General features: G+C 63.3%; 10 protein-coding genes. 9 read left to right on the plus strand and 1 reads right to left on the minus strand.

Going from position 1 to position 12,178, the window contains the following annotated elements; genetic code table 11:
* Positions 1–164: 164 nt before the first annotated feature.
* From ftsZ to MHX66_RS06665, 9 genes are all read left to right on the plus strand, one after another.
* Positions 165–1,502: a cell division protein FtsZ gene (gene ftsZ, locus MHX66_RS06625; protein WP_239201397.1), complete on the plus strand. Its 1,338-nt coding sequence runs from the start codon at positions 165–167 to the stop codon at positions 1,500–1,502.
* A gap of 46 nt (positions 1,503–1,548) precedes the next feature.
* Positions 1,549–2,310 (plus strand): peptidoglycan editing factor PgeF, encoded by a 762-nt coding sequence (gene pgeF / locus MHX66_RS06630; protein WP_239201401.1) that lies wholly within the window; start codon positions 1,549–1,551, stop codon positions 2,308–2,310.
* The gene (locus tag MHX66_RS06635) at positions 2,307–3,062 is read left to right on the plus strand and encodes a YggS family pyridoxal phosphate-dependent enzyme (RefSeq protein WP_239201403.1); all 756 of its coding nucleotides are present in this window, start codon (positions 2,307–2,309) and stop codon (positions 3,060–3,062) included. Before pgeF ends, MHX66_RS06635 begins: the two co-directional genes overlap by 4 nt.
* A gap of 67 nt (positions 3,063–3,129) precedes the next feature.
* A complete protein-coding gene (gene sepF, locus MHX66_RS06640; RefSeq protein WP_239201409.1) occupies positions 3,130–3,726 on the plus strand; it encodes a cell division protein SepF in 597 nt (198 codons plus the stop codon).
* A gap of 67 nt (positions 3,727–3,793) precedes the next feature.
* Complete coding sequence (locus MHX66_RS06645; RefSeq protein WP_034986534.1) at positions 3,794–4,084, plus strand: YggT family protein; 291 nt, start codon at positions 3,794–3,796, stop codon at positions 4,082–4,084.
* Between the two features lie 633 nt (positions 4,085–4,717).
* A complete protein-coding gene (locus MHX66_RS06650; RefSeq protein WP_239201412.1) occupies positions 4,718–5,827 on the plus strand; it encodes a DivIVA domain-containing protein in 1,110 nt (369 codons plus the stop codon).
* 56 nt (positions 5,828–5,883) lie between these two features.
* Positions 5,884–6,042: a hypothetical protein gene (locus MHX66_RS06655; RefSeq protein WP_239201414.1), complete on the plus strand. Its 159-nt coding sequence runs from the start codon at positions 5,884–5,886 to the stop codon at positions 6,040–6,042.
* 352 nt (positions 6,043–6,394) lie between these two features.
* Complete coding sequence (gene ileS / locus MHX66_RS06660; protein WP_239201428.1) at positions 6,395–9,673, plus strand: isoleucine--tRNA ligase; 3,279 nt, start codon at positions 6,395–6,397, stop codon at positions 9,671–9,673.
* 23 nt (positions 9,674–9,696) lie between these two features.
* Positions 9,697–11,040: a DNA polymerase IV gene (locus MHX66_RS06665; protein WP_239201430.1), complete on the plus strand. Its 1,344-nt coding sequence runs from the start codon at positions 9,697–9,699 to the stop codon at positions 11,038–11,040.
* 14 nt (positions 11,041–11,054) lie between these two features.
* Here the strand turns inward: MHX66_RS06665 and MHX66_RS06670 are convergent, their stop codons facing one another.
* Entirely contained in the window at positions 11,055–12,044 is a 990-nt protein-coding gene (locus MHX66_RS06670) for an asparaginase (protein ID WP_239201432.1), read from the minus strand.
* Positions 12,045–12,178: the final 134 nt, after the last annotated feature.

Consider the following 12,178-nt stretch of genomic DNA (forward strand, 5'->3'; position numbering starts at 1 on the left):
GTGGGGATGAAACCCCAGTTTAAGCTTTAAGTTGAACTTTAAGGATACGACACGCCACCAAAAATATGCACCGCTAAATGCTTGACGGCTAGGAAGATGGACGCAACAGCAAACCGGTAAACCGCAAAGCACGAAAAATTCTTTAGGAAGGCGGAAAAGCGCACATGACGAATCCTGGAAACCACCTCGCTGAGATCAAGGTGGTCGGTGTCGGCGGCGGCGGAGTAAACGCCGTCAACCGCATGATCGACGAGCAGCTGCAGGGCGTGGAATTCATCGCCATCAACACCGATGCACAGGCTCTGATGCTGACCGATGCGGACATCAAGCTGGACATCGGCCGCGAGGAGACCCGCGGCCTGGGCGCTGGCGCTAACCCGGACGTTGGTCGCAAGTCCGCAGAGGATCACAAGGACCAGATCGAAGAGATCCTGGCCGGTGCCGACATGGTGTTCGTCACCGCAGGTGAGGGTGGCGGCACCGGCACGGGTGCAGCCCCGGTCGTGGCGAACATCGCGAAGAAGCAGAACGCCCTGACCGTCGGCGTGGTTACCCGCCCCTTCGGCTTCGAGGGCCGTCGCCGCAGCAAGCAGGCCATGGAGGGCATCGAGGCCCTGCGCGAGGTCTGTGACACGCTGATCGTTATTCCCAACGACTCGCTGCTGAAGATGTCCGAGGAACAGCTGTCCATGATGGAGGCCTTCCGCAAGGCCGATGAGGTGCTGCTCAGCGGTGTTGAGGGCATTACCAAGCTGATCACCACCCCCGGTGTGATCAACGTGGACTTCGCCGACGTGCGCTCCGTCATGACCGACGCGGGCTCTGCCCTCATGGGCATCGGCACCGCTCGCGGCGATCAGCGTGCGGTCAAGGCCACCCAGGCGGCTATTAACTCCCCGCTGCTGGAGAGCACCATGGAAGGCGCCAAGGGCGTGCTGCTTTCCTTCGCTGGCGGCTCCGACCTGGGCCTGTTGGAGGTTTCCCAGGCCGCGGACCTGGTGGAGGAGAAGGCCGACGAGGACGTCAACCTGATCTTCGGTACCATCATCGACGACCAGCTGGGCGACGAAGTCCGCGTGACCGTCATCGCCACCGGCTTCGACGATTCCCCGTCCGCGACGTCCAACAACCAGCGCTCCGGTGCGCACCACGCGCAGGAGAGCGCGGACGCGGCTGCAGGTGCCGGCGCTGCACAGTCGACCAACCTGTTCGGCGGCCAGGAGGCTCCGCAGGCTGGCCAGAACTCCCAGTACGCAGTGCAGGGGCAAGAGGCCCCGCAGGCGGGCTCCGCGCAGGCCGATCCGGCCGCACCGCAGGCTGGCACCCAGTCCAGCTTCGCGCAGCGCCGTGGCACCGTGCCGCAGCACGCGCAGCCGGAGCCGCAGACTAACCAGGGTGGCGGCCTGTTCACTTCCGCTCCGCAGCAGCCGCAAAACTCCACCAACTCTGGCGTGGATCTGACTGAGGAAGAGGACGACCTGGATCTGCCGGACTTCAACTAGTCCGCCGGATACCACCTCACCAGATGCCAAAACTAAGGAGTTTGCTTTGAGCCACGACCAGAGCCCGAAGGTGCGGAAGGTCTTCACCGACCGCAACGGTGGGATCTCTACGGGCGCCTACGCCTCGTTCAACCTGGGCGATCACGTGGGCGATGACCCGGCGGCTGTGGCTCACAACCGCCAGCGCCTGGCGGATGTGCTGGGTCTGGACGTGGGGCGCCTGGTGTTTATGGAGCAGATCCACTCGCCGAACGTCACGGAGGTCACCGCCGACCACCTTGTGTCTTCTGCGCCCGCTGAGGCTCCTGCGTCGCCCGTCATCGAGGCTACTGACGCCCTCATTACCACCCTGCGAGGTACTGCGCTGATCGTCCTCACCGCTGACTGCGTTCCGGTTTTGCTGTCCGATGAGGACGCGGGCGTGATCGCTGCGGTTCACGCTGGGCGAATGGGAGCCCGCAACGGAATTCTGCGCCGCACCATTGCCCGCATGGAAGACCTGGGAGCTGTGCCTAGCAACATTCACGCGCTGCTCGGCGCCGCTGCTAGCGGAGAGAACTACGAAGTGCCGCAGGCTATGGCTGCGGATGTGGAGTCCAAGCTTCCCGGCTCGGCAACCACCACCGCCCAGGGCACCCATGGGTTGGACATTCGTGCTGGTCTGACCCGCCAACTGCTCTCCCTCGGAGTGCGCAGTATTGATGCGGATCCGCGCTGCACAATCGACCCGGAGCACGCCGATCGTTTCTTCTCCTACCGCCGGGAGGGGACGACTGGCCGTCAGGCGGGCGTAGTGTGGATGCCATGACGGAGCAGAAGAGCGTGAACAGCGAAAACCAGGTGGCCGATGACCTTCCCGGTGGCTCGGCGAACCTGAGTCCCCGGGCGCAGGAGATCGCTGAGAACCTGGCGCGCGTCAGGCGCCGCATTGCGGTGGCCGGGGGAGCGGATCTGCTGCCCATCACCAAGTTTCACCCTGCTGAGGACGTGAAGCTGCTGACACAGCTGGGCGTCACCGCCGTCGGCGAGAACCGCGAACAGGAAGCGCGCGATAAGCACGCACAATTGGTAGATACAGGTCTGCAGTTCCACATGGTGGGTCAGGTGCAGACGAAGAAGGCGAACTCTGTTGCGCGGTGGGCAGCCGCCGTGCACACCGTGGATTCGCTGAAGCTGCTGAATGCGCTGGATCGCGGCGCGGGCCTGGCGTTGGAGCGCGGCGATCGAAGCGAGCGCCTGCCGGTGCTCCTGCAATTCAGCGCCGACGGTGATCCGCAGCGCGGCGGGGCAGTGGAGGCGGACATCGACGAACTGGCCGATGCCGTGGCCGCGGCCGAGAACCTGGAGCTGCGCGGGCTGATGACGGTACCGCCGCTGGACGCCGATCCGGCGGCCGTATTTGCCCGGGGTCGGCAGCTCGTCGAGCGCATCACAGACCGTGTGACGGGCGCTGCCGTGTACTCCGCTGGAATGAGCGGCGACCTGGAGATTGCCCTCGCGGAAGGCTCCACGCTGGTGCGTGTCGGTACGGATATAATGGGCGCGCGACCAGTACTTTAAACCACATAGCTGCATACATTCCTTAACAAGCTAAGAGATTCAACCAACGGAAGGTTCCTACAGAGCAATGTCAGAAAACTTCATGGACAAGACCAAGCGGTTCTTCGGTTTTGATTCCGTGGAAACCTACAACACGGATTACTACAGCGACGGCTACGGCTCTCGCGAGCGCGACCGTGCTGATCGCGCAGACCGTGTTGAGCGTGATGCCCACGAGCCTTCCTACCGTTCCCGTTCTGAGCGTGACTTTGGCGACCGCGCAGAGCGCGGCGGCCGTTATGGCCGTTCCGAGTACGCTGACCGCGCAGAGCGGGGCGACCGCGAGGATCGCTACTCTTCCCGCGGCGGAAGCCACTATTCCTCCTCCTACGCGGAGGCTCCGGCGAAGGAGAAGGATCCTTCGGCCTTCGTGTCCTTTACCTTGAGCTCCTACACCCAGGCCGGCGAGCTGGTGGATAGCCTCAAGGCTCGCGAGGTTGTCGTCTTCTCCCTCAGCGGAATGGAAAAGGGCGAGGCAAAGCGAGTACTAGACTTCGCCGCTGGCCTGAGCCGCGGCCTGGATGCACAGCTAAAGAAGCTCAAGGGTGTGCGTAACTTCATCTTGCTGCCGAAGGGCGTGACCCTGGCGCAGGATCAGCTGGATGCCATCGCGGAGACCATCTAGCCAGCGCGCCAGCCGTTTTAGAAGTCTTTTAACTCATAAAGGTCGTTAAACAATAGAGAGTGCTTAAGTGAACGAAATCCTGCTTCTGCTGATGTGGCTGATTCGCTTCTACATTCTGATTTTGATCTTGCGCATCATTATCGAAATGATTCAGTCCTTTTCCCGTAACTGGCGCCCGCAGCGCTGGTTCAGCATTGTGGCCGAGCCGCTGTTTGTGGTTACAGATCCCCCGGTTAAGGCGCTTAGGAAGTTGATTCCGCCGGTTCAGCTCGGGGGTGTGGGGCTGGATGTCTCCGTGCTTGTTTTGTTTTTCGGTCTGCAGTTGCTGACCATGCTTCTTGGGGCATTTGTTCGCTAACACAGCGAAAGTGCAGCGACAGTACGGCGAAGATAGGGCGAAAAGTTCTTTGGAGGATTCTTCGTCCAAGAACCCGCTAGTAGTTCACTAGCGAGGCCGATATCAGTGCATCCTTAAAGTTATAAAACTAAGGGGGTGGATGCCGGGGGGAGAAGAATGAAACGGATATTCAGCAAGCTGTTGTGAATATCCGTTCGTGGGGCTAGGATTGGAGACATCTTCGCGGTAAGTGAGTGAGGCTGCGGAGATGTCGTGTGTAGTGACGGAAGCCGCTGCCGGTCGGGAATGTGGGTCTTGGCCGGTGGCGGTTTCCTTATTTCCTTCACCTGTTACATCGTCGGCGCGTTTCTAGCGTTACGTGTTCACACCGAATAGGTGAAGAAACTTTTGTATGGGGGTGAAACTAGGGGGTGATGTCCTGTCTGTGGTGTTAATGAGGTTGCAGTAAATTAATGTTGAGGCTGAGCTATACGGTGTTATGCCGCGCTACGCAGTTAATCTCGATCTAAAGTTGAGACTGAACCAGCTTATGCTGGTATGCTTTGTAACTGTTTCATAAACCATCAATAGTTCATTACTGTTGTGAACGCCTTCTAGCACTTTGAGGCAATCCGAAAGGGAAAGGGACAACCTATGCCACTCACTCCGGCTGATGTGCACAACGTAGCTTTTAGCAAGCCGCCGATCGGCAAGCGTGGTTACAACGAGGACGAGGTCGACCAGTTCCTGGATCTCGTGGAGGACACTCTTGCGGAACTGCAGGACGAAAACTCCGACCTCAAGCTGAAGGTCGAGCAGCTGGAGTCCGGTTCCGCTAATGGCGCTGGCGCCGGTGTAGCAGGCGCTGCTGGTGCTTCCCAGGTTGACGAGGCTGCACTGCGTCGCAAGATTGAGTCCGACCTGCGTGGCCAGTTCGAGTCCGAGTACTCCGCGAAGCTGGAGCAGGCTCGCAAGGACGCTCGCGCCGAGGTTCAGGCAGAGCAGGGCAAGGCTCAGCCGCAGGCCGCTTCCCAGGCAAACATCGCCGAGATCGAGAAGAAGATCAAGGCTGACTACGAGGCCAAGCTGAAGGCCGCTGAGGATCGCGCCGCTAAGGCAGAGAAGGCTGCTGAGGATGCCAAGAAGCAGGCTCCGGCTGCTTCCGGCGACGGCAAGTCCGGCGTCGCGACCGCCGAGACCCACATGCAGGCAGCCCGCGTGCTGTCCCTGGCACAGGAGACGGCAGACCGCCTGACCGGTGACGCGAAGGCAGAGTCCAACGCCATGCTGGAAGAGGCTCGCGCTACCGCGAAGAAGACCATCGACGACGCCGACAGCAGCTCCAAGAACACCCTGGCGGACGCACAGAAGCGCTCCGAGGCTCAGCTGGCGGATGCGAAGACCCGCTCCGAGAAGATGCTGGCAGACGCGGAGGAGAAGTCCAACGCACTGCTGGCAGACGCAAAGCAGAAGTCCGAGGTCATGATCTCCGACGCTACTGCTCAGTCCCAGGCACAGATCCGCTCCGCACAGGAGAAGGCAAACGCCCTGCAGGAGGACGCAGAGCGCAAGCACACCGAGATCATGAACACGGTCAAGAAGCAGCAGACCACCCTCGAGGCACGCATCGAGGAGCTGCGCACCTACGAGCGCGAGTACCGTACCCGCCTGAAGACCTTCCTGGAGTCTCAGCTGGAAGATCTGAACAGCCGCGGCACCGCCGCTCCGGCGGGCTCCATCGAGATCGAGGGCGAAGACAACTAATAGCACCAGCGCCTTAGTAACGGCCCACTACCGACCGCCAGGAGGAAACAGTAACGATGCTCGCTGCAGCAATCCTCCTGGCGGTTCTCGGCTTTGCGGCCCTAGTCGTTAGTCTCGCGGTCGGATCCACCATCTGGGCCTGGATCTGCGTGACCGTAGCCCTGATCGGCGTGGCATTGTTTGTCTACGATCTGATCCGCCATCGCAAGCGCTAAAGGTTCGCTAAGGGCTAAGGCTCTGATCCCGCACACGGCAGTGTAAGGTGGGAGCCGTAACTGAATATCCTTCAAAAGTACGCATTGATCCGGCCATCATCGGGGAGCGTTCCTGGAAGAACGGTGTCCGCACTCCACACGCGAAGGCTAGGGCGGGCACTTATTAGACCCAGGCGGAGTCGCGGCACGTTATCGCCGTAAGAGACGAAGAGGGCGTATCACGAATTACGCCAATCAGGGTGGTACCGCGCAAGGCGTTTCTAGCCGATGCGTCCCTGTTTTTTAGCGAGAACACCGCCGACAGCGAAACTGTGGGCGTCACTAAAAAGAGCGAAGAAACAGGTACCACACCATGAGCGAAGCAACCCCAGCAGGCGGCGCCTACCCGCGCGTCGATATGTCCAATGGCGGTTCGACCGCCTTCCCCGCACTCGAAGAGAACGTGCTGAAGTACTGGGAGAAGGACGGCACCTTCAACGAATCCGTTAACTCCCGCGAGGGCAACGAGGAATATGTCTTCTACGACGGTCCGCCCTTCGCCAACGGCCTGCCGCACTACGGCCACCTGCTGACGGGCTACGTCAAGGACATCGTCCCGCGCTACCAGACCATGCAGGGCAAGAAGGTTGCCCGCGTTTTCGGCTGGGACTGCCACGGCCTGCCCGCCGAGCTGGAGGCGGAGAAGCAGCTGGGCATCAAGGATCGCGCCGGCATCGAAGAGATGGGCATGCGCTCCTTCAACGAGTACTGCGCGACCTCGGTGCTGCGCTACACGGACGAGTGGAAGGAATACGTCACCCGCCAGGCGCGCTGGGTGGACTTCGACAACGGCTACAAGACGATGGACCCGGGCTTCATGGAGTCCGTCATGTGGGCCTTCAAGGCCCTCTACGACAAGAGCCTGATCTACCAGGGCTTCCGCGTTCTGCCGTACTCCTGGGCGGAGCACACGCCGCTGTCCAACCAGGAAACCCGCCTGGATGATTCCTACAAGATGCGCCAGGATCCGACCATCACGGTGACCTTCCCGATCACCGGCGCGACCGAGGACACTGCCTCTGTGAAGACCCTGGCTGAGCACCCGGAGCTCGCCGATGCCGCGTTTATCGGCTGGACGACCACCCCGTGGACCACGCCGGCGAACCTCGCCCTGGCGGTCCACCCCGAGGTGACCTACGCCGCGGTGCGGATTGGTGATGACGCCATCGGTGCCGACGGCGCAGAGGGCATGCATGGAAAGACCGTGGTGCTGGCCGACGACCTGCGCGGTGCATACGCCAAGGAGCTGGGGGAGAAGGCCGAGGTTCTGGGCACCTTCACGGGTGCTGAGCTGGAGGGCATGACCTACGAGCCGCTGTTCAAGTACTTCGCCGAGCGTGCGGGCGAGAAAACCGGCGCCGGCGAGGGTACCGAGGGCGGAGAGGGCAGGCAGTTCAAGGCGGGTGCTTTCCGCGTGCTGTGCGCCGACTACGTCACCACCGCCGACGGTACGGGCGTGGTCCACCAGGCTCCGGCTTTCGGTGAGGACGATATGTTCACCTGTGAGGCAGCGGGCATTGACCTGGAGATCCCGGTGGACATGGACGGCAAGTTCACCTCCTTGGCGCCCGACTACCAGGGCCAGCTGGTCTTCGACGCGAACAAGGCAATCATTAAGGACCTGAAGGCCGCGGGCCGCGTGCTGCGACACCAGACGATCGAGCACTCTTACCCGCACTCCTGGCGCTCCGGCGAGCCGCTGATCTACATGGCCCTGCCGTCTTGGTTCGTGGCCGTGACCAAGTTCCGCGACCGCATGGTGGAGCTGAACCACGAGCAGATCGAGTGGATGCCCTCCCACATCCGCGACGGGCAGTTCGGCAAGTGGCTGGAAGGCGCCCGCGATTGGAACATCTCGCGCAACCGTTACTGGGGCGCGCCGATCCCGGTGTGGGTCTCTGACTCCGAGGATTACCCGCGCATGGATGTCTACGGCTCCCTGGAGGAGCTGGAGCGCGATTTCGGCCGCAAGCCGGCCTCTCTGCACCGCCCGGACATTGATGAGCTGACCCGCCCGAACCCGGATGATCCGACGGGCAAGTCCACCATGCGCCGCGTGCCGGAGGTGCTGGACTGCTGGTTCGAGTCGGGCTCCATGCCGTTTGCGCAGAAGCACTACCCGTTCGAGAACAAGGAGTGGTTCGATACCCACTCCCCGGCGGACTTCATCGTGGAGTACTCTGGCCAGACCCGTGGCTGGTTCTACACCATGCACGTTCTGTCCACCGCCCTGTTCGACCGCCCGGCCTTCAAAAAGGTCGTGGCCCACGGCATCGTGCTGGGCGATGACGGGCTGAAGATGAGTAAGTCCAAGGGCAATTACCCGAACGTCAACGAAGTCTTCGACCGCGACGGCTCCGACGCCATGCGGTGGTTCCTGATGAGCTCGCCGATCCTGCGCGGCGGCAACCTGATCGTCACCGAGCAGGGCATCCGCGAGGGCGTGCGCCAGGCGATGCTGCCCATGTGGAACGCCTACTCCTTCCTGCGCCTCTACGCCTCCCTGCCGGCGCAGTACGATACGTCCTCCACCAACGTGCTGGACCGCTACATCCTGGCGAAGTTGCGCGACACTGTGCAGGGGGTGACCGATGCGCTGAACAACACGGACATCGCCACTGCCTGCGACGAGATCCGCTGGTTCTGCGACGCGCTGACTAACTGGTACGTCCGCCGTTCCCGCGACCGCTTCTGGGCGGGCGACGCCGTCCACCCCGAGGCCTTCAACACCCTGTACACCGTGCTGGAGACCCTGTGCCGTGCGGCAGCTCCACTGCTGCCGATGACCACCGAGGTGATCTGGCGCGGCCTGACCGGTGAGCGCTCCGTGCACCTGGCGGACTTCCCGAAGGCCGAGGATCTACCCGCCGACGCGGAGCTGGTGGAGGCCATGGATGCCGTGCGCGCGGTCAGCTCCGCGACGAGCTCCCTGCGCAAGGCACACAAGCTGCGCAACCGCCTGCCGCTGCCGAAGCTGACCGTCGCGCTGCCGAACGCCAGCGCGCTGGAGGACTTCACGAAGATCATCGCCGACGAGGTGAACGTCAAGCAGGTCGAGCTGACCGAGGACGTCGCCCAGGTCGGCGGCTTCGAGGTCGTGGTGAATGCCCGCGCGGCCGGGCCACGTCTGGGCAAGGACGTCCAGCGCGTCATCAAGGCCGTGAAGTCCGGCAACTACACCGTCGACGACGCGGGCGTGGTCACCGCCGACGGCATCGACCTGCAGGATGGCGAGTTCACCCGCAAGCTCGTGGCCGCTGAGCCGGAGCACACGGCAGAGGTATCCGGCCAGGACGGCCTGGTGGTGCTGGACACCCAGACCACCCCGGAGCTGGAGGCCGAGGGCTGGGCCGCCGACCGCGTGCGCGGCCTGCAGGAGGCCCGCAAGGCCGCCGACCTGCAGATCACCGACCGGATCCACCTGACCCTTTCCGTGCCCGCGGACAAGGAAGAGTGGGCGCGCACCCACGCGGATGCCATCGCCAAGGAAGTGCTGGCCACAGATGTGAAGGTTGTCGTCGACGAGCAGCTCAGCCACGACGTCGCCGATGGCTGCTCGGCTGACATCGCGGTGGCGTCGGTGGCGTCCTAAAGAAAGACCCGCAGGGTACGCGCATGCGCTGGGTGGCTCACATCGATATGGATGCGTTCTTCGCCTCCGTCGAGCAGCTCACCCGACCGACCCTGCGCGATAGGCCGGTGCTGGTCGGTGGCTTGGGAGGCCGTGGGGTAGTAGCCGGTGCCTCCTACGAGGCTCGGGCTTTCGGGGCCCGCTCGGCGATGCCGATGGGGCAGGCCGTGCGCCTGTGCAACAACCGCGCCGTGGTGGTTAAACCACGCAAGGAGGTGTACGCGGCCGCCTCCCGCCGCATCTTCCAGGTCATCCGCTCCCACGCTGGCGTGGTGGAACAGCTATCCGTGGACGAGGGCTTCGCCGAGCCGCAGGGGTTGGATAGCGCCGCGGAAGCCCGCGACTGGGCCGAGAACCTGCAGGCTAGAGTCGAAGAGGAGACCGGCCTGCCCGCTTCCGTCGGCATGGCCGCGACCAAGCTGGACGCGAAGATGGCCAGCGACCTGGCTAAGCCCCACGGGGTGTTCGTAGTACCGCCCGAGGCGCGCATGGAGGTCTTCGCCGACCGGCCCGTTGGCGACGTGTGGGGGATCGGCAAGGTTGCACAAGGCAAGTTGCACACCATGGGGATCGACACGATCGGACAGTTCGTTGCCGCCGACACCACGGATGTGCGCGGCGCCCTGGGCTCGGTTGGGGTCGAGGTGCAGCGCATGGCCGCCGGCGACGACCCGCGGCCCGTCGCTCCCCGCGCGCCCGCCAAGCAAGTCAGCGCGGAAAGGACTTTGCAGGTGGACGCGCGCACCACCGCAGAGGCCATGCGCGTGCTGCACGAGACCGCGCTGGCCATGCACCGCCGCCTGTTGAAGGACGGCCGCGCCGCCCGCACTGTGACCGTCAAGACGCGCACCACCGACTTTCAGCTGCACACGAAGTCCGCCGGGTTGCCCGCGCCGACGGAGGACTTCGACAAGATCTTTGCCCTCGCCCAGCGCCTGATGCCACGCCCCGAGCAGGCCGGTGCCTTTCGCCTGGTCGGGGTGAGCGTGTCCGGGCTGGTGGCCGACCGCCAGGAGCTGCTGTTCCCCGAACTCGACGGCCCGCCGGTGCCCATCGTCGCCCCTGAAACCGATGCGGGGTTTAGTTCTTTGGTTGATGACGCCACCACGGCCCGCCCCGTGTGGCATGCCACCCAGGATGTATCGCACGTGGAGTTCGGGCACGGGTGGGTGCAGGGATCCGGCAACGGGGTGGTCAGCGTGCGTTTCGAGACCGCCGCGACCGGCCCGGGGAAGACCCGCACCTTCCGCATTGACGATGAAGACCTAAGCCCCGCCGACCCGCTGGACAGCCTGGCCTGGGACCTCGACGGGCTGGCGGAGGACTAGAAACTGAGAGGGGACTAGCGAGCGCGGGCGAGTTTGTAGAGCAATTCGATGCGCGCCTGGCTGGGACGCAGCGCCCCGCCGCTACGGAAGCCGGCGCGGGCCAGCTGGGCGCCGCCGCCCGTACCTCCGTAGACGAAGGAAATCCCGCCGGTTGGTACCCGGCTGCAGACCACCACCGGCAGCTCGGCGGTACGCTCCGCGCGCCAGGCCTCCAGCTCCTCGGCGACAGCTGTGGGAATGTTGCCGGAGCCCATGGCGGCCAGCACCAGGCCGTCCACGGCACCTACCTTGGCGCCAACCTTTGTGCCCTGCTCCCGCTTGTCCTGCTCTCGCAGCGCCCGAATAAGTTGCCCATCATCGCCCGCAAAGGTGCTGACGATGGGCACGTATAGCCCCGCTACCTGTAGCGGAGGTAGGGCAGTGCCATCCGTGATGGGGGACGCGCCATCGTGTTTCCCAGAGTCAATCAGTGCATTGCGGAAGGCCGTTTCGGCAGTGGTGTGAGCCTTGTAAGCCCCGCGGGCGGGCAGGATGGCATCCCCGAAAACGATGTGAACCCCCGCAGAAAGCTCCCCCGATGCAAGTGCGGCGAACGCGCGGGAAAGGTTGGCCGGGCCGTCCGGTGCGGCGTCATCACCCGGGCGCTGGGCGCCCGTAAACACAACAGGGCAGGGAAGATCCAAAGCGCATGCGGCGGCGAGTGCGGATTCCTCCATCGTGTCGGTTCCGTGCAGCACCACGACGCCGGCCGGGGCGGGGGAACAGAAGCGTGCGATGTGGGCGACGAGCTCGTCGATCTGGGGCAGGGTGATGGAGCTGGAGTCGATGCTCATGATGTCGTGCGGCAGGGCTTGGAAGCCCTGGGGAATACGAGCCTGGTTGACAATGTCTGCACAGGTCAGAGTGGGTACAAGGTCGCCTTCGGGGGAGTGGGTGCAACTGATGGTACCGCCGGTGCCGAGGACGGGGATCTGCAGGTAGTTCTGCGAGGGGCTGGAAGTCATGTGACCAATTTACGTGACGCCTAGGCGCGTTAATCGAAGGCGTTGATCGAGTCTCGGCGAATGGGATGAAGTTGTGCAGTAATTCTTGCATGATTATCATGCAAGTATTGTTGCACGATTGAAGGAGGTTGTAT

This window comes from Corynebacterium sp. ACRPH (assembly GCF_022347285.1).
Lineage (GTDB): Bacteria > Actinomycetota > Actinomycetes > Mycobacteriales > Mycobacteriaceae > Corynebacterium.